Origin of the sequence: Amycolatopsis samaneae (assembly GCF_039541975.1) — a bacterium.
Classification (GTDB): domain Bacteria; phylum Actinomycetota; class Actinomycetes; order Mycobacteriales; family Pseudonocardiaceae; genus Amycolatopsis; species Amycolatopsis samaneae.
On record NZ_BAABHG010000005.1, the window covers coordinates 578,334 to 602,755 of the forward strand.

Below are 24,422 nucleotides of genomic sequence, written 5' to 3' on the forward strand. Positions count from 1 at the left end.
GGCTCAGCGCACGGGTGCGCCGAGCCGCGCCAGCTGTTCGAGGTGCCCGGCCGCGGCAGGGGCTCCTCCCGCCGCGCGGAAGGAACGGCCGACCGCCGCCGCGGCGCGCCGGTAGCCGGGCTCGGTCAGCACCGTCTCGACCGCGGCCCCGATCCGCGCGGAATCCGCGCGGCCGAACCGCAGCCGGACGCCCGCCCCCGCGTCGGCGACCTGACCGGCCACGATCGGCTGATCGTCGCGGATCGGCGCGACCACCAGCGGGACGCCGTGCCACAGCGCCTCGCAGACCGTGTTGTGCCCGGCGTGGCACACCACCGCGTCCATCCGCGCCAGCAGCGGCAGCTGCGGGACCTCCCGGCACACCAGCACGTTCTCCGCGACCTCGCCCAGCACGCCACCGGGGTCCACCACGACCGCCCTGCGATCCGCGCCCTCGAACGCCGCCGCGGCCGCGGTGAGGAATCCCGCCGCGGCGTCGGCGTTCGCCGTCCCGAGCGTGACCAGCACCGTGGGCGACTCCGGTTCCAGCCACGACCACGGGAAGTCCGTTGTGGACAGACGGGCGGTGATCGACGGCCCGACCAGCCACACCTCGGGCGGCAGCTCCGCGGCGCCCAGCAGGCGCCGGGTAGTGAAGGCGAGCACGCCGTGCGGGGAGAACCGCGGATCCGCCGTGCCCCGGCCGTCGCCGATCCGGATCCGCAGGCCCGTGAGCAGCTCGTCGACCCACGCGGCGACCTTGGGCATCCCGGCCAGGGGATCGATCAGCTCGGCCGAGGTCGTCGCCGAGGTCACCCACGGCAGGCCGCGTGCCTCCGCGACGAGGCCGCCGGACAGGGCCTGCTGGTCGGCGACCACGACGTGCGGGGCGAAGGCGTCGATCGCGGCGTGCACACCGGGTGTCATCGCGTCGGCCAGCGGGATCAGGAACTCCTCCCACAGGAACCGCAGCGCGGCCGGGCCCTTGAGGTCGGCCCCGCGCGCGGGCGCGGTTTCCGGGACCGCGCAGCCGAAGATCTCCGCGTCGGGCCCGGCGAGCCTGTGCAGCAGCGGCTCGTGCCCGGCCCACGCGACGTGGTGCCCGCGCGCCGCCAGTTCGGCCGCGACGCCGGTCGCCGGGTTGACGTGCCCGACCAGCGGGGGCACGACGAACAGGAACCGCGCCACTAGGCCCGCACCGCCACCCGGCTGGTCACGTGCACCCAGTCGAGGATGACGTCGATCGTCTCCGCGGTGCGTTCCACCAGTACCGAATGGCCCTGGTCCGGCAGCACGACCGTCCGGCAGTACGCGAGGGTCTCCTCCAGGTGCGGTACCTGCTCGGACAGGCCCGAGTCGCCGCCGAAGACCGCCAGCACCGGGCAGCGCACGGCCGAGAGGTCCGGTTCGATCGTGCCGCTGCGCGGGATGTCCTCGGCCATCGTCGTGGCCTGGAGGATCTTGTGGGCGGACTTCGACAGCCGCGCGGTGTGGGCGCCGTGGTGGGCCGCGATCCAGTCGAACGCGCCGTCGAGGGCGAGCTGGTTCTTCGCGTCCGCCAGCCCGTCGGCCATGTGCCGGGTCCACACCGGCGTCGGCGGTTCGGCCTCGATCGCGATGACGCTGGCGACGCGGTCCGGGCGCGCGGCGGCGAGGCCGTAGGCGACCGAGCCGCCGAAGGAGTTGCCCACCACGTGCACCGGGCGCGTGACACCGAGCGCGCCGAGCAGCGCGTCCAGATCGTCGACGAACTGTTCGAGCCGGTAACCCGAGGCGGGACGGGTGGTGCGGCCGTGCCCCCGCAGGTCGTACATGATCACGTCGACGCCCCGCTCGGCGAACGCGGGCCCGAGGGTGAAGTAGTAGCTGGCGAGGCTGTCGGTCAGCAGCCCGTGCACGCACACCAGGATCGGCGCGTCGGTGCCGGGCGGGGACAGGCGCTGGACGTGCACGTCCAGCTCGCCCGCGCGGACCCTGCTCACGGCGTTTCCGCATCTTGCGGGACACCCGCACCCGGTCGACTGTCGCGAGCGGCTTCGCGATTATGGCTCACGCCAGCCTCCGCCGCGCGCAGCGAGGTCACGATGTACCGCACCAGCTCGCCCACGGTGAGCGCGATGATCTCCTCCAGATCGCGTTCGGCGATGAAGGTCGCGAAGTTGACCCGCTCGCCGTACCGCTCACGCAGGCTGCCCGACAACGCGACCAGATCGACGCTTTCCAGTTCGAGGTCGTCGTGGAACGTGGTGTCCATCGCGATCTCGGCGTCGTCCAGCCCGTACTCGTCCAGCAGTTCCCGCAGGATGGCGGTGAGGTCCGCCAGCACGGTCTCCTCGTCCGCGATCGGACGCGCCGTCTCGATGCTCACAGCTCTGTCTCCTTTTCCTCTTCCGTCCAGGCCACCACGTACGCGCGCGGCGCGTGGCCCGGCAGGTTCCCGATGTCGCGGCAGCGCACCGGGTACGTCCGCCCGGCCGCCCGCACGGCCAGGCGGTCCGGCCCGGCCTCGATGACGGCGAAGTCCCTTGGCTCGCCACGCAAACCGGTGCCGCGGAGCTTCGCGACGGCCTCCTTGGCGGTCCAGAACCGGGCGAACCACCGATCCGAGTCCTCCCGCGCGACGTCGTCGAACAACGCCCGCTCCGCCGTGCCGAACGCCGCCGACAGCGTGGCCGCCGCCCTCGGCGAGACCTCTTCGACGTCGATCCCGCACGGCCACGGCCGCGCGATCGCCACCCCGACGTCATCGCGATGCGCCAGCGACACCGTGAGTTCCGGCAGCGTCCGCCCGTAGGCGCCGGTCACGTACGGACGGCCCGCGTTGTCGTTGCCGACCCGCAGCTCCGCCGGGAAGATGTCGCCCTCGCCCCGGTCCCACAGCAGGTGCCGGACGGCGTCCTTCACCGCGATCCGGCCGAGCAGCCACTGCCGCCTGCCGCGCGGCGGACGCGCGTCGTAGGCCTCGCGTTCGGCGCCGGCCAGCAGGTTGCGCATGATCAGCTCGCGGGTCGCCAGGTCCGGCCACTGCTCGTGCACCAGCGCCCAGCCCTCCGGCCGCGCCCGCGACAGCGTATGGCGCTCCGGTCGGCGATCCACGCGGCGGATCACCGGATTGCTGTCGAACCGGCGGTCGCGCCAGCCCCGGAACTCCGCCCACACCTGTCCTTTGTGGACGAGCTGCATGTCGGCCTCGAGCTCGGTCTCGGTCACGTTCGTGACGCGGACCAGGCACTCCAGCCGCTCCCCCGGCGCCGGATGCGGACCGTGGAAGCGGATCTCGCGCATGCCGACCGGGAACACCGTGCTGCGCTCGGGCAGCCGCGACATGATCCAGTAGCCGAGCACCTGGCCGACGTTGTCCAGCAGGGCGCCGGGCGCCGCCGGCGTCGTCAGCACCGCGCGGACGTGCCGTTCCCCGGCCGCGGTCAGCTCCCGTACGCCCTGGAACCGCGGACCGTGGAACATCCAGCGCTCGGTGTACAGCTCGGCCGCGCTCAGCTCGGGTTCGCGCTCGTCGGCGGTGGCGAACCGCCACGGCTCCGGGGCGGTGGGCGCGTAGTCGGGCGCGAGCTCGACCACGGCCTGCGAGTAGCCGTCGAGGGACGCCAGCACCCGGTCCGGTCCCTCCGGCACCACGCGGACCGGGACGGTCACCGCCGGGGTGGCGGTGATCCACTGGGTCAGCCGCACGTCGTGCACGGCCACCGCCCGCCGCCCCGGCGCCGCCTGCTCGGCGAAGCCCATCAGGTGCTCGATCACCGTGGTCGCCGGGACCACCGGCCAGCGGTCGGCGGGCTCGGCCACCTCCGGCTGCCGGAAGAAGCAATGGTCGAGCAGGTACGGCATGGTCTCGACCGACACCGTCAGCGTGGTCCGCAGTTCCTGTGGCGCGACCGGCCGGGCCCGCGGGATGCCGCGGCGGGCGAGCACGTCCGTGGCCAGGTCCGCGGTGTCCTTCAGCAGCGCGGAGAACTCGGCGGCGAGCGGGCCGTGCGCGGCCAGCGCCCCGAGTCCATCCACAGTGGACTCAGGGCGCGGTGGCGTGCCGAAGCGGGCACGGGTCCGCTCGTCCAGCGAGACCAGCCCACCGCCCAGGTCCAGCTTCACCACGCGGCCCGCCCTGGCCGCCGGGCGTCCGCCGGGGAGCGCCGTCGTGTCGACGTCCACGCCGTCGGCCCACAGCGCGGTGGCCACCCGCCGCAGCTGGGCGAGCCCGTCGCGCTGCGACGCATGCGCCGACACCGCGAGATGTTCGCGCCCGTGCAGGGTGTCGCCGACGAGGGACCCGAGCTGGCCGGCGCCGAGCTGGACGAACGCGCGGAACCCCGCCGCGTACATGGCCTCGACGAGCGGGCGGAACCGCACCGGTTCCAGCAGGTGGCGCACGAACAGCTCCCGCGTCGCCGCCGTGCCCGCCGGGTACGGCGCCACCGTGGTGGCCGACCACACCGGCAGCCGAGCCGGGTGCAGGCGCAGCCGCTCCGCGCCCTCCCGGATCGGGCCGAGGTACGGGCGCAGCATCGGGGTGTGGAACCCGGACCGGAAGGGCAGCACCTGGGCGAGCACGCCCCGCGCGCGGAACAGCTCCACCAGCTCGCCGACCGCCGTGGCGGGCCCGCAGATCATCGCCTGGTTCGGGGAGTTGTCGTGGGAGAGCACGACATCCTCGCGCTCGCCGAGTACCTCCAGCACCCGCGAAGCGGGCGCGCCGACCGCGGCGAAGGTCAGGCCGGGCACCACCAGCGCGTCCGGGTCGAACCCGGCGAGGAAGGCGTCCACCTCGTCCTCGGCGTGGATCCCGGCCGCCGCCATCGCCGTCCACTCGCCGAGGCTGTGCCCGGCCAGTGCGTCCGGGGTCACGCCGAGGCGTCCCATGGCGGCGTGCAGCAGCCTGCCCAGTCCGAACACCGCGGCGCCGTGCCTGCCGACGTCGCCGACCTCGACCTCGCCGTCCTGCCACGGCAGGCCGAAGTGCCGCGCGACGTCGGCGCAGTTCGGCGTGAACTCCGCCTCCAGGCCCGGGAAGACGAAGGCGAGTTTTCCTTCGCGCAGCAGGGGTTCCGGGGCGAACCAGACGTCGTTGCGGCCCCGCCAGCCCCGGCCGCGCGCGATCGCCTTGCGCGCCAGCGCGAGACGTTTCGGGTTCGGGTCGACGATGCCGAGTCGCACCGGTCCGTCCGTGCCTTCGCGGGCGAGGACGTCTCGATCGGCGCCATCGAGCAACACCGCCATCTCGTCCACTGTGGACGCAGCGAGCCGAAGAACCCGCTCGGGTTCGCGGACCGTGACCACCGGCGTGGCGCTTCCCGGTGCCTGTTCGAGGACGACGTGGGCGTTGATCCCGCCGAAGCCGAACGCGTTGACGCCCGCGCGGCGCACACCCTCGCCCTCCCACGGGCGGGCGGTGCCGATCGGGGTGAACCGGGTCCGCGCGAGGTCCGGATGCGGATCGTCGCAGTGCAGGGTCGGCGGCAGGACACCGTGGTGCACGGCCAGCGCGGCCTTGATCAGCCCGGCGATCCCCGCCGTGGGCATGGTGTGCCCGATCATCGACTTGACCGACCCGATGACCGCGCTGTCCCCCGGCCGCCCGAAGACCTCGGCCAGCGTGGCGAGTTCGGCCGCGTCGCCCGCCGGGGTCGCGGTGCCGTGCGCCTCCAGCAGGCCCAGCGCGCCCGGCCGGGCGGGGTCGAGCCCGGCCGCCGCCCACGCCTGCCGGACCGCGCGGACCTGACCGCCGGTGTCCGGGCTGGCCAGGCTCGCGGTGCGGCCGTCGCTCGCGACCCCGGTCCCGGTGATCACCGCGTACACCCGGTCCCCGTCGCGTTCGGCGTCGGCGAGCCGTTTGAGGACCACGACCCCGGTGCCCTCACCGATCAGCACACCGTCGGCGTCGCGGTGGAACGGCCGGATCCGCTCGCTCGGCGAGAGCGCGCCGAGCTGGTTGAACACGCTCCAGAACGTGACGTCGTGGCAGTGGTGGACCCCGCCCGCCAGCACCGCGTCGCACCGTCCACTGTGGAGTTCGCGGACCGCGTGGTCGACCGCGATCAGCGAGGACGCGCACGCGGCGTCCACGGTGTACGCCGGGCCACGCAGGTCGAGCCGGTTCGCCAGCCGGGAGGCGGCCAGGTTCGGCACCAGCCCGATCGCCGACTCCGGTGCCTCCGGGCCGAGCCGCGCGGTGAACGCTTCCCTGACCTCGTCGAGCCGGTCAGCGCCGAGCTCGGGCAGCAGTTCGCCGAGGGTCCGGACCAGCTGGGTGGCCGTGCGGACGCGCTGGTCGAGCCGCACCAGCCCGGGCGTGAGGTAGCCGCCGCGGCCGAGGATCACGCCCACCCTGGCCCGTTCGGCGGGCAGCCGGCCCGGCCCGCCCGCGTCGGCGACCGCCTCGGCGGCCACCCGCAGCGCGATCAGCTGGTCGGGCTCGGTCGCGGGCACGGAGTTCGGCATGATCCCGAACCCGGTGACGTCCACTTCGGCCAGTTCGTCGACGAAACCGCCGCGCCCGCAGTAGATCCGGTCCGCCCGGGGCGGTGCGTCCGGGGCGTAGTGGACCGCGTCCCAGCGTCCGGGCGGGACGGTGGTGATGGCGTCGACACCCCCGGCGAGGTTCCGCCAGTAGGTACCGAGGTCGGGGGCGCCGGGCAGCAGTACCGACATCCCCACGATCGCGACCGGGCCGGACACGTCACCACCCCGAAGCGGTGTAGACGACCGAGGTGGCCTCGGCCGGGCCCCAGGCCAGCTCGCGCAGCAGGCTCATGGTGCCCTCCTCCGGGTCGATCAGCTCGATCCCGCGCCGGGCGTAGTCCCGCATCAGCGCGGGGGTGACCATGCCGTCGTGCGTCCCGGTCGGCGCCCACGGTCCCCAGTGGACGGTCACCGCGCGCCCGGACACCGGCCAGCGCCTGCCGAACGCCTCCAGCGCGTCGTTCGCGGCCGCGTAGTCGGACTGGCCCCGGTTGCCGAGCGTGGCCGCGATGCTGCCGAACAGCGCCACGAACCGCGGCGGCGCGGGGAGTTCGGCGGTCGCGTCGAGCAGTGCCTGCGCGCCGTCGACCTTCGTGCCGAACACTCGCGCGAACGACTCCGGCGGCTTCTCGGCGATGAGCTTGTCCTCGATGACACCCGCCGCGTACACGATCCCGTCGAGCCTGCCGTGTTCCGCGTGGATCTCCTTGATCGCGCGGTGCACGGCCTCGGCTTCGCGCATGTCGACCGACTGGTAACGCACCTGCGCGCCGAGCCCGGACAGCGTCCGCAGCGTGGCCCGCACCTCGCGCTCGCCGAGGATCCGTGTCACCGAGCGCTCGATCTCGGCGGGCACCCGCTGCCCGCTCGCGATCAGCGCGGCGCGGATTTCCTGGGCGTCACGGGCGTTCGCGAACGCCGGGTCCTCCTCGGCCGGCGGCACCGGGGTGCGACCGAGCAGTTCGAACCGGCAGCGCGCCGCTCCCGCCAGCGTGGCGGCGAACCGGGCGGTGATGCCCTTGGCCCCGCCGACCAGCAGCACGACCGAGTCGCGGTCGAGACCGATCGCCGCCGCCTCCGCCGCGCCGTCGCCCGCCGGTCCGGCACCGGTGCTGCCGAGCAGGCCCAGCGGTTCCTCGGTCATCCGCAGCCCACGGCGCGCGTCGCCGTCCCGCAGTACCACCGGTTCATAGTCCACAGTGGACAGTTCGGCGACCAGTCCGGCGGCGATGTCGCCGGGATCGGTGCCCGCCGGGTGTTCGACCACCCTGGCGATCGTGTCCGGGTACTCGCGCGCCACCGACCGGAAGAATCCGCGCAGGCCCGGCTGGGGCCCGGCGGCGAGCAGCCAGCGCGGCCCCGTCGCCAGCACGGCGCGGTAGAGCCCGAACGACTCCGGGAACACCGGGTCGGCGCCCGGGACGTGCAGGACACCCGCGAAGGTCTCCCCCTCCGGCACCTCGGTGCCCACGACGGCCTCGGCGCCCAGCGCGCCGAGGCGCGCGGCCACCGCGTCGGCGAGCGAGCCAGTGCCGAGCACCAGGAACCGGGAACCGGCGACGTCCACGACCGGGGGCTCGAGGTCGAAGGGTGTCATCACCAGGCGTTTCGGTGCGACGACGACGGCCTTGTCCGTCTCTTCGGGCTCCGTCCGGGCCGCCTGCCCGGCGACCGCGCCGCCGTCGATCAGCTCGGCGATCCCGGCCGCGGTCCGGGCCTTGGCCACTTCCTCGACGTCGAAGTCCGTTGTGGACAGACCCAGCCTGCCCGCCAGCTCCCCCGCGATCTCCGCCCGCTTGATCGAATCCACACTCAGATCCGCTTCCAGATCCAAACCCGGCTCGATCATCTCCGCCGGATACCCGGTCCGCTCCCCGATCACCTCCACCACCACCGACAACACCGACCGGCCCGGCTCCGCCGCCGCGGGCGCCGACGAGGCGGGCGCGCGATCGCCGATCAGCTCGGCGATCGCCGCGGCCGTCCGGGCCTTAGCCACTTCCTCGACGTCGAAGTCCGTTGTGGACAGACCCAGCCTGCCCGCCAGCTCCCCCGCGATCTCCGCCCGCTTGATCGAATCCACACTCAGATCCGCTTCCAGATCCAAGCCCGGCTCGATCATCTCGACCGGATACCCGGTCCGCTCCCCGATCACCTCCACCACCACCGACAACACCGGCCGATCCGGCTTCGGCGCCGGGACGACCGGCACCGGTTCCGGGAGCGCGGCCCTCGCCGGGGCGGTGTGACTCGGCATCGGCTCGACCTGGCGAAGGACCGGGGTGGCAGGCGGTTCGGTGCCGAGGTAGCCGAGCAGGACGTCCCGCTGCGCCGCGATCATCTCCCGGCTGGTGCGCAGGAAGTCGGCGATCAACGCCTCGGAACCCTGTTCGTGCTGGGGAGAAGTGCCCACGCCGACCTCCGTGTCGTACGACATCCGCGTGCCCGGCGTGATCCGGCGCGCGGGGTGCAGGGCCGCCTCGGGAACTGTCCCGCCGGCGGTACGCAGCAGCTGTCCGTCCACCGTCCACCCCGGACGGCGGGCCCGGGGCGTGGCCGCCGCGTCGACCGCGTCCCGGCCCCGGAACAGCCAGCCGGTCTCGATCGCGGCACCGCACACCGCCAGCTCGGCGAGCGCCGTCAGGAACCCGGGCAGCCCGTGCCCGCCGCTCCGTTCCATCGCGATGGTCCGGAATGGACGGTCACCGAGCACCGCCGAAACCAGTTTGGACAGTACCGCGCCCGGCCCGGCCTCGACGAAGACCCTCGCCCCCGCGGCGTACATCGCCTCCACCTGCTCGACGAACCGGACCGGCGCGCCCAGCTGGGCCGCCAGTTCCGTCCGCACGCCCTCGGCGTCGGCCGGATAGGTCCCGGCCGCGCGGTTCCCGTAGACCGGCACCTCCGGCGCGGCGAGATCGACGTCGGCGAGCGTCGCGCCGAAGGTCTCCCCCGCGGCCGCGACCAGCGGGCTGTGGAACGCGCAGGCGACCGGGATCCGCTTCGCGCCGAGCCCGGCGTCGCGCAGCAGCACGACGGCCCGGTCGACGTCGCCGGTCGGCCCGGAGATCACCGTCTGCTTCGGCGCGTTGTGGTTGGCGACGACCACCGAGGCGAACCCGTCCCCGGCCAGTGCCGTGCCCACGACGTCCGCGGGCCCGGCCACCGCGGCCATCGCTCCCGCGTCCCCCGTACCGGCCGCTTCGAGGATCGCCTCGGCCCGTGCCCGGCTGCACCGCAGCAACGCGTCCGGCCGCAGCGTCCCGGCCGCGGCCAGCGCCACCAGCTCGCCGTAGCTGTGCCCGCCCAGCATCGCCGGTCGTACCCCGGCCCTGGTCAGCAGGTGGTGCGCGGCGAGCCCGGCGATCCCCAGCGCGGGCTGGGCGACCCGGGTGTCGGTCACCCGCGCGGCCTGCTCGCGCCGTCCCGCCTCGTCGAACACCGGGGGCGGGAACACCGCCGCCGCGGTCCCCGGATCCAGCCGCAGGTAGCGGTGCAGTTCGGGGAAGGCGACGAACAGCTCGGCGAACATGCCCGGCCGCTGGCTGCCCTGGCCGGGGAACAACATCGCGACGTCGCCGCGCACCGCGTCGGCCGCGAAGAAGACGCCGGTGGTCCGTTCGCCGTCGATCGCCTTGCGCAGCAGGCCGGTCAGCTCGTCCACAGTGGACGCGACCAGGGCGACCTCGGTGCCGCCGCCCGCCGCCCGTGCCGTCTCCGCGCGCCCGGAGGCGGCCAGCGCGAGGTCCCGCAGCCGCCACGGCCGGTACTCGGCGGGTGTCTCGGCGAGCGTGAGCAGGTCCTTCAGCGCGGTCTCGTATCCCTTGCCCGCGAACGTGAACAGCTCGGCGGGCCACTCGTCGGCGGTCCGTTCGGGCGGGACGTCCGCGTGCGCGGCGAGCACCACGTGGAAGTTCGTGCCGCCGAACCCGAAGGCACTGACCCCGGCGATCCGCTCCGCGGGCGGGGCCGCCCACGGCCGCGCGGACGACGGGAACACGAACGGGCTGCGCTCCGCCTCCCAGGCCGGGTTCGGGTTCTCGACGTGCAGCGTCGGCGGTTTGACACCGGTGTGCACCGCCAGCGCCGTCTTCACCAGTCCCGCGAGCCCCGCCGCGCACTTCGTGTGCCCGATCTGGGATTTCACCGACCCGACCGCGCACGTGCCCGGTGCCGCGCCCGCCCCGGTGAACACGCTGGTCAGGGTGCCCAGTTCGGTCCGGTCCCCGACCACGGTCCCGGTGCCGTGCGCCTCGACCAGCCCCACCTGGGCCGGGGACACGCGCGCGTTGCGGTAGGCGCGGGTGAGCGCGGCGCGCTGGCCCTCCGGCCGCGGCGCGGTCAGCCCCAGCGCGCGGCCGTCACTCGCCGCGCCGACGCCCTTGATCACCGCGTACACCCGGTCGCCGTCGCGTTCCGCGTCCGCGAGCCGCTTCAGCGCGACGCACGCGACACCCTCGCCGAGCGCGATGCCGTCCGCCGCGCTGTCGAAGGTCGCCGAACGCCCGGTGGGCGAAAGCGCGTGCGCGGAGGCGAAGAGCAGGTAGTCGTTGATGCCGTTGTGCAGGTCCGCGCCCCCGCACAGCACGAAGTCGCTCGTGCCCGCGGTGAGTTCCTTGCAGGCGACGTCCACCGCGGTGAGCGAGGACGCGCACGCCGCGTCGACCGTGTAGTTCGCGCCGCCGAGGTCGAGCCGGTTCGCGATCCGTCCTGCGATGACATTCGCCAGCACGCCGGGGAAGGAGTCCTCGGTCAGCCTCGGCAGCTGTTCGTCCAAAGCGGACGGAAGCTCCCCGAGGTAGGAGGGCAGCACCGTGCGCAGGGTCATCGCGTTGGACAGGTCGCTGCCCGCCTCGGCGCCGAACACCACCGACGTGCGGGTGCGGTCGAACGGCCGGTCGGCGTACCCCGCGTCGGCCAGCGCGCGGTGCGCGGCCTCCAGCGCCAGCAGTTGCACCGGTTCGATGCTCGCCAGTGAGGAGGGCGGGATGCCGTAGGCCAGCGGGTCGAACGGGATCTCGGGCAGGAACCCGCCCCAGCGCGACGGCGTCCGCTCGCCCGCGCCGTCCCGTCCGTAGTAGAGGCCGGTGTCCCACCGTTGCGCGGGCACCTCGGTGACCGCGTCGTGTCCGGAAAGGACGTTCGCCCAGAAGGACGCGAGATCCGGGGCGCCGGGGAACATGCACGCCATCCCGACGATCGCGACGTCCAGCGGCTCCGGCTCCGGCGCGGTGGCTTCCGCCGCCGCTCCCCGCTGTTCGGCGCGGGCGCGGAGGAACGCGTCGGCGCCCGGCCCGACCTCGTCGTGCAGTTCGGTGACCGTGGTGGTCGCCGAACGGAGCACCGCGACCTCACCGGCCATGAACATGCCCTCGGCGAGCTGCCGGTCCTCGCCCACCTCGCGCAGTTCGCCGCCGACGCGCTCGATGCCCTTGCTGGCCAACCGGAGCCTGCCGACGTTGAGCTGTTCCAGCCGCTCCCAGGCGTCCCGGCTCGGGACACCGCGCTCGGCCAGCTCCCGCTTGGTCTGTTCGTACTCCTCGGTGAACGGGCTGCGGACGCACCGCGTCGCGTGCCCGGGCGCGGTCTCCAGCAGATCGGTCCGCTCCGCGGCCAGCAGCCGGCGCTGGAACAGCGGCAGTACCGCTCCCGCGTCCACCGCCTCGCGGGTGAACAGGTACGCGGTGCCCATCAGGACCCCCACCGCCGCGCCGCGCGCGGTGAGCGGCGCGGCCATCGCCGCGACCATCGCGCCCGACCGCGCGTCGTGCACGCCACCGGCGAACAGGACCCGCAGTCCCGCCGCCGCGTCCGGCGTGCCAGCGAGGAAGTCTTCCAGCACGCCGAGCTGGGCTTCCCACAACGGGAAGCTCGCGCGCGGGCCGACGTGGCCCCCGCATTCGGCCCCCTCGAAGACGAACTTGCGCGCGCCCGCTTCGAGGAACTGCTTGAGCAGCCCTGGAGAGGGCACGTGCAGGAAGGTCGAGATCCCGGCTTCCTCCAGCGCCGCGGTCTGCGCCGGGCGTCCGCCCGCGATGATCGCGTGCGACGGCCGGATCTCGCGGATCACGTCCAGCTGCGCGGCCTTCACCTCGTCCGGCGCGAACCCGAGCACGCCGACGCCCCACGGCGCCGTGCCGAGCGCGTCCCTGGTGCGTTCGAGCAGCTCCCGCGTCTGCCCGGGACCGGACAGGGCGAGCGCGAGGAACGGCAGCGCCCCGGCGGCGGCGACTTCGGCGGCGAACCCTGCCTGGTCGCTCACCCGGGTCATCGGCCCCTGGACCACCGGCAACGCGGTACCGAGCGCCCTCGCACCGGGCGAGTTCCGGCCGAGCACCGGACCTTCCACCCGCAGCGCGGCATCGATGGCCTCCCGGACGCCGCGGACGGTCGCGGCCACGGTGCCCCAGCGGTCGCGGAACCGCGTCGCGAGAAAGACGTCCTGGCCGACGGGGAGCGCTTCGCCTGCCCGGCCCGCACCGGGACCGCGCCGGGCCAGGGCCCGGACGCCGTCGGCGACCGTCGTCTCGGACCCGTCGAGTCCGCTCAACGCCGAGGTGACGGCGGGTGGGAGGTCGGCCTCGGCCAGCAGCGCCAGCTGGGTGTCGAGCACGACACCGGCCGCGCCGCCCGCCACGGCCGCCGCCGCGGTGTGTGGGCCGATCCCGCCCGCCGCCCAGACCGGGAGAGCGAGGCTTTCGTCCGCGAGTAACGCCTGGAGCAGGACGAACGTGCTCAGTTCGCCGACCGGGCCGCCGCTTTCCCCACCGCGGGCGATCAGGCCGTGGGCGCCGTCGGCCGCCGCGCGCCGGGCCTGCGCGCGCGAGGTGACCTCGGCGAGCACGCGGCGCCCGGGGAAGTCCCGGGCCGTCCGCGAGGAGCCGGGGGTGAGCAACACGGTGTGGGCGGCATCGGGCAACTCACCCAAGTGAGTGACACGTACGGCGAACCCGGTGACCGGCCACTCCGCCAGCAGGGCCAGCTCGTCGGCGGCCGACGGGCCGGGAACGGTCAGGTCGAGCACGCCGAGCACGCCGCCCTTCGCGGCGGCCGCGGTCGCCCGCGCCGACGGCCTGTTCAGCGGATTCACGGCGAGGACCGTGTCGGCGCTCTGCCGGGGAACGCCTTCCGACACACGCATGGGAACTCCCCAACACCAAAAGAGTGAAGCAGTAACGGGGAGTACTTAAGCGCCTCGACCGGAGTACGTCAACAACTCTCCGTGTTTTCTTCGCAGCGCTCCAAAAAGTCGCGGGAGAAACTGGTCCAGGACTCAAGAATTTAACATCCCCGCCATCCGACCACCACGCGGGACCCGCTTGCGCGTACCCCTTAATGCATAGTAGGGGCCACCCGATCACCCCGCCGCCGCCCAGTCAGGGCAACCCATCCCGGTCACCGGCGCGGCACGAATGGCCGCCATCCCCTACCCTGCGCCTTTTGCCCGCCGAGCACCGGAACCCCGCACACAAAGCCACCCGGATACCCCGGAAAGAAGCCCGAATCCGAAGCCATAACGACCATCCCCGGCCGAGTACCGACGTTTCTTTTTTCGCTGCCGAAAATGGCGTAAAGATATTTAGCCCGCACACTCGTTTACCCTCGGCTAACCCGCTCGCGAAGTCAACGGCCTGCCCGGCTCGCCGCATTCACGGTGGTCGGGCGGCCATGGCGGCGCCGAGGGCGCGACCGTGGCGAACCTCAACCCGCGCCCGGCGCGCCACCTGGATCGCCCATCCCGATACAGCGCGTACCACGCAAGCTCGCCGGTGAAAAATTCACCGAAAAGAACGTGAGCCAATTTCCCTAATGCCGCCGTTACCCGACGCGACGACACGCGCACGCGGTTGACAACCCCCCATCGACTTGGACACTCTGTCCACATCTGGACCAGTTGTTCATATCGGAAGGTGACCATGACCGCCCCGGGGTATCTCGACGAGCGATCCGGCCGGACCTACCCCCTCGACCCGCTCCGCTGGCGCGGCGACGACGGAACGCCGCTGACCGTGCCACCCTTGGCGGGCATCACGCGCGCCGATGTCGACTCCGGCACGCGTTCGTTGTGGCGCTACCGGGCCGCGCTGCCGGAGGGCATCCGGCGCCCGATCTCGCTCGGTGAGGGGTGCACTCCCCTGGTCGAGCTGCCCTGGGGCGGCGAAGCCACCCGGTTCAAGCTCGAGTGGTTCAACCCCACCGGCAGCTTCAAGGACCGGGGCAGCACCGTCCTGCTCTCCCTGCTGGCCGGGCACGGGGTGACCGAGGTGCTGGAGGACAGTTCGGGAAACGGTGGCTCGTCGATCGCGGCCTACAGCGCCGCCGCCGGGATCCGCGCGACGATCCTGGCACCGGAGTCGACGTCCCCGGCGAAGGTCCTGCAGAGCCGCGCCTACGGCGCGACCGTCGAACTGGTGCCCGGCACCCGCGACGACACCGCCGCCGAAGCCCTGCGACGCTCCGCCGAGACCTGCTATGCCAGCCACAACTGGCACCCGTTCTTCCTGCAGGGCACCAAAACCCTGGCGTACGAACTCTGGGAGGACCTCGGCTTCACCGCGCCGGACAACATCGTCACCGTGGCCGGCGCCGGCAGCATCGTGCTGGGCTGCGACCTCGGGTTCACCGAACTGCTCGCCGCGGGCGCGATCGAGCGGCGCCCGCGGCTGCTGGTCGCCCAGCCCGCGCACTGCGCGCCCCTGCACGCGAGCTTCCAGGCCGGCACGGACACCCCGGTGCCCACGACGTTCGCGCCGACCATCGCCGAGGGCACCGCCATCCGGGAGCCGGTCCGGCTGCCCGAGGTCCTCGCCGCGATCCGCCGGTCCGGGGGCACCACGGTCGCGATCGGCGAGGACGCCATCGCCGACGCGACCCGCCGCCTCGCCGCCACCGGCCTCTACGCGGAACCAACCAGCGCGACCGCGGCCGCCGCGCTCGACGTCTTCCGCGCCGGCGGCGTCATCCGGCCCGGCGAGACAACCGTGGTGGTCCTCACCGGATCCGGGCTCAAGGCCGCGGCCACGATGTCCGCGGTGTTCGGCCACGACCGGCCGTGAGCCGATCCGAAGTTGTCCGCTCCCTGTCGACCACGAAGGGTTGACCGGCCGTCACCCGAATGTCAGTCTGAGAACAGAACTCCACAACAAGCCACACAGCACTATGTATCCGTGTTGAAGTTTGTTGATATGGCGTGACGAGGGGGTTCGTCGCGCCTCCGCCCCCGGAGTGTTCAGATGACCTTCCGCGTGTCCGCGCGGCGTGCCCCCGCGCTCGCCGCGCTCGCCCTCGTCCTCTCCCTGCTCACCCCGCCCGCGCACGCCGCGGGACCCACCGCTCCCCCGGCACCACACACCGTCGGCTACGACGGCTACTCGTTCCTGCTCGACGGAAAGCGGACCTACCTGTGGTCCGGCGAGTTCCACTACTACCGGCTGCCCAGCGTCGACCTGTGGCGCGACGCGCTCCAGAAGATGAAGGCCGCCGGGTTCAACGCGACGTCGCTGTATTTCGACTGGGGCTACCACTCGCCCCGCGAGGGCATCTACGACTTCACCGGCGTGCGTGACGTCGACCGACTGCTCGACATCGCCGCGGAAGTGGGCGTCTACGTCATCGCCCGGCCGGGCCCCTACATCAACGCCGAGGTGGACGGTGGCGGGTTCCCGACCTGGCTCAGCACCCGGCCGGGCAACACCCGCAGCGCGGACCCGGCCTACCTCCGGTACTCCGACGAGTGGCAGGACCACATCGACCCGATCATTGCCCGGCACCAGTGGACCAGCGGCCGGGGTACCGTGATCGCCTACCAGGTCGAGAACGAGTTCTACAACGGTGGGCCGGACGGCCGCGCGTACCTCGGGCACCTGGAGAACCGGGCCCGCGCGAACGGGATCCGCGTTCCCCTCACCGGTAACCACCAGGGCACCTTCAACACCGGGGAGGCCGCGCTCGACGTCGACGGCGTCGACCACTATCCCCAGGGCTTCAACTGTTCCACCCCGGAGAAGTGGAAGCCGGTGCCGGACATCGGGAAGAACCGCCCGGCGGGCAAGCCGCTCTACACCGCGGAGTTCCAGGGCGGCGCGTTCGACCCGTGGGGCGGCCCCGGCTACGACCGGTGCGCGCAGCTCATCAACGACCAGTTCGCGAACGTGTTCTACAAGGCGAACATCGGCGCCGGCGCGACGGCGCAGAACTTCTACATGGTCTACGGCGGGACCTCGTGGGGCTGGAGCGCGATCCCGCAGAACTACACCTCCTACGACTACGGCGCGGCGATCACCGAGGCACGCCAGCTGGAGGCGAAGTACGGTGAGGACAAGCTCATCGGGTACTTCACCCAGTCCGTCGCCCCGCTGACGAAGACCGACCCGCTCGCCGTCGCGCCACCCGAATCGCCGGACATCCTGGACACCGCGCGCGTCAACCCCGACACCGGTACCCGGTTCCACGTGCTGCGGCACCGGGATTCGACCTCCACCGCGACGACGTCCACCCACCTCGCGCTCGACCTCGGCGCCGCCGGGAAGTACCCGGTCGTCCCCCAGGAACCCGGCACCGCGATCCGCCTCGACGGCCGCCAGTCGAAGATCCTGCTGACCGGCTACGACCTCGGCGCGACGCCGATGCGCTACTCGACCTCCGAACTGATGACGAACCTGACGACCGGCGGCCAGGACGTCGCCGTGCTCTACGGCGATCGCGGGCAGCCCGGCGAAACCGTCCTCCACTACGCGGAACGCCCCACGGTCACGGTGCTTTCCGGGGCCGCACAGTCCACTTGGGACAGTGTGAGGGGCGACCTCCGGCTGAACTACGCCCATGACGGGCTGACCCGTGTCCTGGTCACCGGCGGCGCCCGCCCCCTGCTGCTCCTGCTCGGCGACAAGGACACCGCGAAAACGTTCTGGCGCCAGGACACCACCGGTGGCCCGATCCTGGTTCGGGGCGCACACCTGCTGCGGACCGCGACCGGCCGCGGCGGCTCGCTCGACCTCGGCGGCGACATCGGGGACGACGGGTCCGTCGAGGTCTTCTCCGGCGCCCGGGCGCTGAGCTGGAACGACACCCCGGTCCGGTCGGCCGTCACCCCGAGCGGAAGCCGCGCGGCCACGGTGCCCACCGCGAAACCGGTCACGCTCCCCGCCCTGACGGAGTGGAAGCACCGGCAGGAGTCCCCGGAGGCCCGGCCGGACTTCGACGACTCCGCGTGGCCGGTCGCGACCAAGACGTCCTCGCACAGCAAGACCGCCCCGGCCACGCTGCCGGTGCTCTTCGCCGACGACTACGACTTCCACACCGGGAACACCTGGTACCGGGGCCGGTTCCGGCCCACCGGCAAGGAGACCGGGATCAGCCTGAGCAGCCAGAGCGGCGGGACCGCCGGCCAGGTCTCCGCCTGGCTGAACGGCGTCTTCCTCGGCTCGGCCGGCGACGGGCCGCACAACCTCGTCTTCCCGCCGGGCGCGCTACGCGACGGCGAGAACGTGCTTTCGGTGCTCACCGTCAACATGGGCCACGACGAGGACTACACGCCCTCCAACGGAAACAAGGCCGCGCGCGGGCTGCTCGGCGCGAGCCTCACCGGCGCCCCGCTGACCGCGCTGACCTGGCGGCTGCAGGGCACCCGCGGCGGTGAGACCGGCCTCGACCCGGTACGCGGGCCGCTCAACACCGGCGGGCTCTACGGGGAACGCGCGGGCTGGTCCCTGCCCGGATTCCCGGACCGGGACTGGACACCGGCCCGGCTCCCGGCCCGCGACACCACACCCGGTGTGTCCTGGTACCGCACCACCGCGACCCTCGACCTGCCGGAGCACCAGGACACCTCGGTCGGCCTCACCATCACCGACGACCCCGGACGGCACTACCGCGCGCTGATCTTCGTCAACGGCTGGCAGTTCGGGCAGTACCTCGCCGACGTCGGGCCGCAGCACAGCTTCCCCATCCCGAACGGGGTGCTGAATCCCCACGGTGCCAACACGATCGCGATCGCGGTGTGGAACACCGACGGGGAGACCGGCGGGCTCGGGAAGGTCGAGCTGGTGAACCACGGCAGCTACGCCTCGCCGCTCACGGTCCGCCAGAACGCGAGCCCCGGATACGACGCGCACCGGTACGCGATGCCCGATTCACCGGCCCGAGTCGCCCTCGCCGTACCGGACACCGTCCGGCCAGGAGACCGGTTCACCGTGACCGCGACGGTTTCCGTGCCGTCCGGTGTGGACGGTGTGCGGGCGGTGCGGCCCGAACTGACCCTGCCCGCGGGCTGGACCTCGGGACCGGCGTCGCCGCCGTCGGTGCCCCGGGTGGACCCCGGGCACCCGGTTACGTTCAGCTGGCCGGTCACCGCGGGCACGGCGGTGGCACGGGTCAACCCGCTGTCGGTGCGGGTGGGCTACCGGCACCACGGCCAGGAACTGTCCACAACGGACACCCGGATCACGGGCACGGTTCCGCCTGCCCCACCACCCGGCGCGAACCGGGTGAGCGTGCTGCCCTTCCTCGCCGCGTCCAACGGCTGGGGCCCGGTCGAGCGCGACACCAGTGTCGGCGAGGACAAACCCGGCGACGGGAGGCCACTCACCCTGCGGGGCAAGGTCTTCGCCCACGGACTCGGCACCAACTCCCCCAGCGACGTCCGGCTCTACCTGGGCGGCCGGTGCACGCGGTTCGCCGCCACCGCCGGGGTCGACGACGAGACCCACGGGGGCGGATCCGTGGTGTTCCGGGTGCTGCTCGACGGCAGGCCGGTCGCCACCACCGGCCTGCTCACCGGCACCTCCCCCACGGCGGGGATCGACGTCCCCGTCACCGGCGGGCAGGTGCTCGACCTCATCGTCGACGACGGTGGCGACGGTCCCGGCCTGGACCACGGCGACTGGGCCGAGCCCGTGCTGACCTGCTGACCGGGCACGGCGTGCCGGGACCCATCCCCCGGTCCCGGCACGCCGTGCGCACCCCCGGTCAGTGGCTCACCAGGCCACCGGCAGCTCGTGGACCCCGTAGATCCCCATGTCCGCGCGCATCCGGACGTCCTCGGCCGGGATCGCGAGGCGCAGCCCGGGGAACCGCCGGAACAGTGCCGGGAGGGCGATACGCATCTCGACCCGCGCCAGCTGCTGGCCGAGACACTGGTGCACGCCGTGCCCGAACCCGATGTGCCCGGTGGCCGCGCGGGTGAGGTCGAGCCGGTCGGGGTCGGGGAAGCGTTCCGGGTCACGGTTGGCCGCCGGCACCGAAACGGCGACCGACTCCCCCGCCCGGATCAGCTGGCCCGCCACCTCGACGTCCTCGACCGCGGTCCGTCCCGGCCCCACGTGGATGACGCTCAGGTACCGCATCAGTTCCTCGACCGCGTTCTTGACCACGTCCGGGTCATCCCGCATCAGCGCGAGCTGCTCCGGGTTCTCCAGCAGTACGAACGTGCCGAGCGCGAGCATGTTCGCCGTCGTCTCGTGCCCGGCGACCAGCAGAGTCATGCCGATGGTCGCCAGTTCCTCGTCGGTCAGGTCCCCGGTCTCGATCAGTCCGCTGATCAGGTGCTCGTCCGGCTCGGCGCGCTTGCGGTCGACCAGCTCGGCCATGTACGAGGTGATGCCGCCCATCGCCGTCGTGATCTCCTCGACGCTGGACTTCAGATTGAACAGCACCGAGGTGTTCTTCTGGAAGACTTCCCGGTCCTCGTAGGGAACTCCGAGCAGTTCGCAGATCACCAGCGACGGGATCGGCAGCGCGAAGGCGCGGACCAGGTCGGCGGGCGAACCCGCCGCCGCCATCCGGTCCAGGTGTTCCTCGGTGATCCGCGCGACCCGCGGTTCGAGCATCTGCATCCGCCGCACGGTGAACTGGCCGGTGAGGTGCTTGCGCAGCCGGGTGTGCTCGGGCGGGTCGAAGGCCGAGATCGCGCCCGGCATCGCGGGGCGCGGCTTCTCCTTGGCGAACGCGTGCGGGATCGGGGTCCGCCGCAGTTCGGCGCGGGAGCTGAACCGGACGTCCGCGAGTACCGCCCTGGCGGCGGCGTACCCGGTGACGAGCCAGCCCTCGTGGCCGTCCGGGTACACCAGCCGGCTGATCGGGGAACGCGCGCCGATTTCGGTCAGCGCCTCGGGCGGGTCGAACGGGCACCGGCCACGGGTGGTGGGCAGCGCCTGAACGAGCGGAACGGTCTGCGTCATCGCCGACTCCGAAAGTGGTGGGAGAGGTCGCGGCGTCCGCCCCAGGTCGATCGGCCGCCGCGCTGACTTGGTGGGCCCACTTCAGAAGGTACACAGCTTTCACAGATGTGTGAAGTCAAGAAAACGTATGAACCCGAACGGCCGAGCAAGATCGCCCTTTAGCGCGTCGCCACCCTCCAGACGAGCACACTTTCCCGAAAGGCTCGCGATCGTGTCCGCGTCCACCCCGTTACGGCGGTGTGAGCGCCGCCACACCTTAAGTCTTGCCTTGGTGCGCTAGATCACTAGCGGCTTGCCGTCTACCGTCTGGCAACCATGGATTCCTCCCAACGTCCCGAAGGGGGCGGCAGCTACACGAAAGCACTCGGCAACCGCCAGGTGCAGATGATCGCGATCGGTGGCGCGATCGGCGTCGGGCTTTTCCTCGGCGCGGGTGGAAAGCTGCATCAGGTCGGGCCGTCGCTGATCTTCTCGTACGCGGCCTGCGGCGCGGCGGCCTACTTCGTCATGCGCGCGCTCGGCGAGCTCGTGCTGCACGAGCCCAGTTCGGGCAGTTTCGTCACCTACGCGCGGAAGTTCATCGGCCCGTGGGCCGGGTTCGCCTCCGGCTGGCTGTACTGGCTCAACTGGGCGATGACCGGCATCGCCGAGATCACCGCCGTCGCCATCTACGTGCACAAGTGGCTGCCCGGCATTCCACAGTGGATCACCGCGCTGATCGCCCTCGGCGTGCTGCTGGCGGTGAACCTGTTGAGTGTCAAGCTGTTCGGCGAACTCGAGTTCTGGTTCGCCGTCGTCAAGGTGCTCGCGATCGTCGTGTTCCTCGTGGTCGGGCTCGGCCTGGTGCTCACCGGGACGAACATCGGCGGCACCACCGCCGGGGTGCAGAACCTGACCAACCACGACGGGATCTTCCCCGCCGGGCTCGGGATCACCCTGATGACGCTGCAGGCGGTCATCTTCGCGTACTCGGCCATCGAACTCGTCGGCATCGCCGCCGGCGAGACCAAGGACGCGCGCAAGGTGCTGCCGAAGGCGATCAACAGCGTGGTGTGGCGCATCGCGGTGTTCTACGTCGGTTCGGTGCTGCTGCTGGCGATGCTCTTGCCGTGGCCGTTCTACAGTGGTGACGAAAGCCCGTTCGTGACGGTGTTCTCGCGCCTCGGCATTCCCGGCATCGGCGATGTCATGAACGCCGTCGTGCTGACCGCCGCGCTCTCCTCGGTCAACTCGGGCCTGTACTCGACCGGCCGCATCCTGCGGGCACTGTCCGAAAAGGGCGAAGCGCCGAAGTTCGTCGGCCGGATGAGCAGCCGTCACGTGCCCTACGGCGGCATCCTGTTCACCTCGATCGCCTACCTGCTGGGCGTGGTGCTGAACTACCTGGTGCCGAAGGAGGCCTTCGACATCGCCATCGCGATCGCCTCGCTCGGCGTCGTGGCCACCTGGGCCACCCTGATCGTGTCCCAGATGCGACTGCGCCAGGCCGCGCTGCGGGGCGAGATCGAACGGCCGAGCTACCGGATGCCGGGCGCCCCGTACACCGGCTGGGCCACGCTCGTGTTCCTGGCGCTCGTGATCGCGCTGATGGGCTTCTCCGACGGGCCCGAGAAGATCGCGTTCTACTCGATCCCGGTGGTCGCGATCGTCCTCGTGGTCGGCTGGCGGTTCATCCGCCGCCGCGAGGACGCGCGCGTTCCCGTCGGCTCCCGGGACTGACCGGCCCCGCTTCCCGGCGTCCCCGTCGCACCGCGGCGGGGACGCCTTTTTTCTTGTCGTCCCTTCACTTCCAGCGGCCGAGTTCACCCGGCGCGGGCGGTGGACCGGGCAGCGGCGGACCGCCCCCGGCCAGTCCCGCGACGAGCAGCGCGAGATAACGACGCCGCAGCACCCGCGTCCGGTCCGGATCCGGGGTCCGCACCGCCGCGCAGCATTCCAGGAGCAGGCCGACGTCCTCGGTGACGACGTCCTCGCGAAGACACCCGGCCGCCTTCGCCCGCGCGACCAGCCCGGCGGTCAGCTCACCGGCCCGCCGCGCGTCCTCGCCCATGTCGGGTGTCGGGGTGAACGCACCGGCCAGGTTCACCGTCAGCGAGTGGACGTCGGCGTCCACGACACGGCCGAGGAACTCCGTGAGCGCGCTCCAGGCGTCCGGGTCCCGGCTCGCCGCCTCGGCCTCGGCGATGTACTGGCGCAGGCCGTCATGACACAGCCGGCACAGCAGCGCCTCCTTTCCCGGGTACCGCCGATAGAGGGCGCTGATCCCCACCCCGGCGTGCTCGGCGACCGCCGAGACCGGTGCCTTCGGATCGGCGAGGAACACCGTGCGCGCGGCGTCCAGGATCACCACGTCGTTGCGGGCGGCCTGACCACGACGGCCGGACAGGGCGGCGGATTCGGCATCTCGGGGCATGCGCCGAGGATAGCACTGGAACGGATCATTCCGCTCTGCTACAGTTCGGAACGAACCATTCCGTTCCACCACGAGGAGTCCCCGTGACCGAGATCCACCCCTTCCGCGCCGAAGTCCCCCAGGCCGCGCTCGACGAGCTCGGCGCCCGCCTGCGCCGGGCGCTGTGGCCGGACGAGCTGCCCGCCGCGTACGGCGTGACCAACGAGCGGGTCCGCGAGCTGGCCGAATACTGGGCGGACGAGTTCGACTGGCGCGCGTTCGAGGCACGGCTCAACACCTGGCCGCAGTTCGTCACCGAGATCGACGGCGAACAGATCCACTTCCTGCACGTCCGCTCCTCGCGACCGGACGCGACACCGCTGGTGCTGACGCACGGCTGGCCGGGCTCGATCGTGGAATACCTCGACGTCATCGGCCCGCTGACCGAGCCGGGCCCGGCCGCAGAGCCCGCGTTCCACCTGGTGATCCCCTCGTTGCCCGGGTTCGGTTTCTCCGGGCCGGTCCGTTCGGCCGGATGGGACCGCTACCGCACCGCGCGGGCCTGGGCCGAGCTGATGGGCCGCCTCGGTTACGACCGTTACGGCGTGGTCGGCAACGACGCCGGTTCGATGATCGGCCCCGAGCTGGGCCGTCTCGAACCGGAGAAGGTCGTCGGTGTGCACGTCACGCAGCTGTTCTCCTTCCCCTCCGGGGATCCGGCGGAGATGGCCGGTCTCGACGAGGCCGACCAGGCGGCGCTCGCCCGGCTGCAGTGGTTCTACGAGGAGAAGTTCTCGTTCAACACGCTGCACAGCCAGCAGCCGCACACCCTCGCGTTCGCGCTCGCGGACTCGCCGCTCGGGCTGCTCGCCTGGAACGCGCAGCTCTTCGACGAGAGCCTGGACGCCGAGTTCGTCGTCGCCAACGTGGCGCTCTACTGGCTGACCGGGACCGCGGGCTCGTCGATCCGCTTCTACTACGAGGAGAAGAACAGCACCGAGCGGCCACAGGGGCCGACCACCGTCCCGACCGCGCTGGCCATGTTCCCGAACGACTTCCAGTCGATCCGGCGCTTCGCCGAACGCGATCACGCGAACATCGTCAGCTGGAACTCCTACCCCGGAACCGGTGCCGGGCACTACGCCGCGCACGAGGCGACCGGCGTCCTCACCGGCGATGTGCGCCGGTTCTTCGCCGGGCTCGCGCAGCCGTGACCGGTGCTCGGTGCGGCCCACCGGGCGCTGCGTACCGTCGTGGCCGCCGTCCCCGAGGCGGGCTGGGAGTCGCCGGCACCGTGCGGCGAGTGGACCGTGACGCGGGTGCTCCAGCACGCCGCCGGGGATCAGCTTGCCTTCGCCTCCGCCCTCACCGGGCAGGGCGGCCCGGCCGAGAACCCGTTC

The 24,422-nt window shown here is 72.5% G+C and carries 10 protein-coding genes and 2 pseudogenes; 5 read left to right on the forward strand and 7 right to left on the reverse strand.

Features of this window, described 5'->3' with window-relative positions; all coding sequences use genetic code 11:
- Window positions 1-3: 3 nt before the first annotated feature.
- The 5 genes and pseudogenes from ABD987_RS16130 to ABD987_RS16150 form a co-directional block, all read right to left on the reverse strand.
- A complete protein-coding gene (locus ABD987_RS16130; RefSeq protein ID WP_345393107.1) occupies window positions 4-1,167 on the reverse strand; it encodes a glycosyltransferase in 1,164 nt (387 codons plus the stop codon).
- Window positions 1,167-1,961: an alpha/beta fold hydrolase gene (locus tag ABD987_RS16135; protein ID WP_345393110.1), complete on the reverse strand. Its 795-nt coding sequence runs from the start codon at window positions 1,959-1,961 to the stop codon at window positions 1,167-1,169. The genes ABD987_RS16130 and ABD987_RS16135 overlap by 1 nt, the downstream gene beginning before the upstream one ends.
- An 83-nt stretch (window positions 1,962-2,044) precedes the next feature.
- Window positions 2,045-2,347, reverse strand: a pseudogene (locus tag ABD987_RS16140) (acyl carrier protein); the annotation flags it as partial.
- The gene (locus ABD987_RS16145; protein ID WP_345393409.1) at window positions 2,344-6,642 is read right to left on the reverse strand and encodes a beta-ketoacyl synthase N-terminal-like domain-containing protein; all 4,299 of its coding nucleotides are present in this window, start codon (window positions 6,640-6,642) and stop codon (window positions 2,344-2,346) included. The gene ABD987_RS16145 and the pseudogene ABD987_RS16140, both read right to left, overlap by 4 nt.
- Window positions 6,643-6,670: 28 nt before the next feature.
- Window positions 6,671-13,594, reverse strand: a complete 6,924-nt coding sequence (locus tag ABD987_RS16150; RefSeq protein ID WP_345393113.1) for an SDR family NAD(P)-dependent oxidoreductase — start codon at window positions 13,592-13,594, stop codon at window positions 6,671-6,673.
- A gap of 775 nt (window positions 13,595-14,369) precedes the next feature.
- On the opposite strand from ABD987_RS16150, the gene ABD987_RS16155 reads away from it, so the two are divergent.
- Together ABD987_RS16155 and ABD987_RS16160 are read left to right on the forward strand one after the other, a co-directional pair.
- Window positions 14,370-15,509: a threonine synthase gene (locus tag ABD987_RS16155; protein ID WP_345393117.1), complete on the forward strand. Its 1,140-nt coding sequence runs from the start codon at window positions 14,370-14,372 to the stop codon at window positions 15,507-15,509.
- A gap of 177 nt (window positions 15,510-15,686) precedes the next feature.
- Window positions 15,687-19,361, forward strand: coding sequence for a beta-galactosidase (locus tag ABD987_RS16160; protein WP_345393120.1), 3,675 nt, complete (start codon window positions 15,687-15,689; stop codon window positions 19,359-19,361).
- 66 nt (window positions 19,362-19,427) lie between these two features.
- Here ABD987_RS16160 and ABD987_RS16165 read toward each other — a convergent pair whose 3' ends face one another.
- The gene (locus ABD987_RS16165; RefSeq protein WP_345393123.1) at window positions 19,428-20,630 is read right to left on the reverse strand and encodes a cytochrome P450; all 1,203 of its coding nucleotides are present in this window, start codon (window positions 20,628-20,630) and stop codon (window positions 19,428-19,430) included.
- A 315-nt stretch (window positions 20,631-20,945) separates the two neighbouring features.
- Between ABD987_RS16165 and ABD987_RS16170 the strand changes: the two genes are divergently transcribed.
- A complete protein-coding gene (locus tag ABD987_RS16170; RefSeq protein ID WP_345393125.1) occupies window positions 20,946-22,349 on the forward strand; it encodes an amino acid permease in 1,404 nt (467 codons plus the stop codon).
- Window positions 22,350-22,413: 64 nt separating this feature from the next.
- On the opposite strand, the gene ABD987_RS16175 is transcribed toward ABD987_RS16170, so the two are convergent.
- Window positions 22,414-23,043, reverse strand: coding sequence for a TetR/AcrR family transcriptional regulator (locus ABD987_RS16175; RefSeq protein ID WP_345393128.1), 630 nt, complete (start codon window positions 23,041-23,043; stop codon window positions 22,414-22,416).
- Window positions 23,044-23,126: 83 nt separating this feature from the next.
- On the opposite strand from ABD987_RS16175, the gene ABD987_RS16180 reads away from it, so the two are divergent.
- Window positions 23,127-24,236: an epoxide hydrolase family protein gene (locus ABD987_RS16180; protein WP_345393131.1), complete on the forward strand. Its 1,110-nt coding sequence runs from the start codon at window positions 23,127-23,129 to the stop codon at window positions 24,234-24,236.
- A 39-nt stretch (window positions 24,237-24,275) separates the two neighbouring features.
- Window positions 24,276-24,422 (forward strand): annotated as a pseudogene (locus ABD987_RS16185) (maleylpyruvate isomerase N-terminal domain-containing protein); the annotation flags it as partial.